Origin of the sequence: uncultured Campylobacter sp., assembly GCF_937997465.1 — a bacterium.
GTDB lineage: Bacteria > Campylobacterota > Campylobacteria > Campylobacterales > Campylobacteraceae > Campylobacter_A.
Genome location: NZ_CALKTQ010000110.1, coordinates 1 through 1,797 on the forward strand (window position 1 = coordinate 1; position 1,797 = coordinate 1,797).

The window sequence follows — 1,797 nt, forward strand, 5'->3', positions numbered from 1 at the left end:
GTAGCGACGCGGGCGGTATCGGCGAGGCGATAAATAGCGGCGAAACGGGACTCTTGTTTAAAAATGGCGACAAAGAATCGCTTAAAGCGGCTCTAAAAACGCTGATAGAAGACGCTGCGCTTCGGGCGAAATTTAGCGCGAACGCGAGGGAATTTATCGTGCGAAACTTCTCGATAGAGACGATGGTCGCGCAGACGGAAGCGATGTATGAGGCTCTTTGAGAGCGCGGCGCGGCTAGCTTTGCGCTTTAAAAGCGTGCGCAAAACGCAGCTGGTTACGCAGCCCATACAAACGGTCTGTTTTTTTAGCAACACCGCGCTTGGCGATACGATTTTTAACACGCCGGTTTTTCGCGTTTTTCGGCAAAATTTCCCGCACGTGCGCACCATCGCGCTACTAAATCCATCTACGGCGCCGCTTTTTAAAACCGATCCGAATATCGATGAAATTTTGCTTTATGACGGTAAAAAAGGCGGCTTTTTGCGTGCCTTATCGCAGCTAAAAAAGATAAAGCCGGACATCATCTTTATCCTGCACTCAAACGAGCCCGAGGCCACTCCGCTAGCCGTTTTAAGCGGCGCAAAATACGTCTTTAAACTACCCAATGCCGGCAGTAAATTTAGCCCCTTTCACTCAAACGCGCCAGAGCCTTACGGAGATGAGAGGTACGTCGTACTAAACCGCCTTGAGCAGCTTAAATTTGTAGGCATCGAGAGTCGCGACACGAGGCTAAATTTGTATTTGCGCGATGAGGATTTTACCCGCGCGGACGAGATGTTAAAAGCTTGCGGCACGCGCAAATTTATCGGGTTTCAGATGGGGGCTAGCACGGTTTCTAGGCAGTGGTTTTTGCAGCGTTGGCAGGAGCTGGCGGGAATTATTTTGGAGCGCACGGACGCCGTTATCGTACTAACGGGCAGCCCCGCCGAGCGAGTGATGACCGCGCAGTTAGACGAGGAGTTAAGAAGCGCGCACGTGATAGATGCGGCGGGTAAATTTAGCCTACGGGAGGCTGCCGCGCTGATAGCTAGGCTTGATGTGCTTGTCACGCCAGACACCGGTCCGCTGCACGTCGCAGCTGCGCTAAAAACGCCTACGATCGGGCTTTTTGCAGTCGCTTCGCCCGTAAACTCAAATCCCAATTTTGACGAAAATATCCATAAATTTATCAAAAAGCCGCGCACCTGTTCGCCTTGCGTCGGCAAAAACTGCAAATTTCAGGAGTGCATGCTGCAAATAGGGGCGGATGAGGTCTGGGAGATGCTAAAGGAAATGATTTGAAAAAGATTTTGTTCGTCGATACGGGGCGCGAATACGGCGGTGGGACGAAGAGTTTTTTGTATCTTTTGCGTGGGCTTGCCGCACAGCAAAAATACGAGCTTTGCGCGTTTTTTGAGACTGATTACGAGGCGGGCGGACGCAAAATCTCGCAAATCATAGAAGATGTCGGAGCCAAATTTATAAAATTTGAGCCAAAAAAGCAGCCCTCAAAGCTAACAAAAGAGCTTTTGCGCGCGCTGGGCGGTCAAATTTTAGCAAAATACCTCTACAAAAAAGACTGCGACTACGCGCTTTGCTTGCTGCGGCAGGTGCGACCAGACGTAGTGCATTTAAACAATCACTTTTCAACCAATCTCGCCTATATCGCCGCCGCAAACGCCCTAAATATCGCGGTAGTGCAACACCTGCGTAAAAACTCGGCCGTCGAGCCCTTTAAGCTTGAGATTTTAAAGCGGCTAAAATTTACGCCCGTTTGCGTTTCAAACGCGACTTACGATTTTTACGCCGCGCAGATAA

At 50.3% G+C, this 1,797-nt stretch carries 2 protein-coding genes and 1 pseudogene; all 3 read left to right on the forward strand.

Going from position 1 to position 1,797, the window contains the following annotated elements; translation table 11 throughout:
• Window positions 1-221: glycosyltransferase (locus tag Q0546_RS03345; RefSeq protein ID WP_298790519.1), on the forward strand; the 221-nt coding region annotated here is incomplete at its 5' end.
• Window positions 208-1,281, forward strand: coding sequence for a glycosyltransferase family 9 protein (locus Q0546_RS03350; protein WP_298790521.1), 1,074 nt, complete (start codon window positions 208-210; stop codon window positions 1,279-1,281). The genes Q0546_RS03345 and Q0546_RS03350, both read left to right, overlap by 14 nt.
• Window positions 1,278-1,797, forward strand: a pseudogene (locus Q0546_RS03355) (glycoside hydrolase); the annotation flags it as partial. The gene Q0546_RS03350 and the pseudogene Q0546_RS03355, both read left to right, overlap by 4 nt.

Bases quoted from the DNA above. Each gene is read 5' to 3' on its own strand.
- Q0546_RS03350 (WP_298790521.1), top strand. From the start codon at position 208: ATGAGGCTCTTTGAGAGCGCGGCGCGGCTAGCTTTGCGCTTTAAAAGC.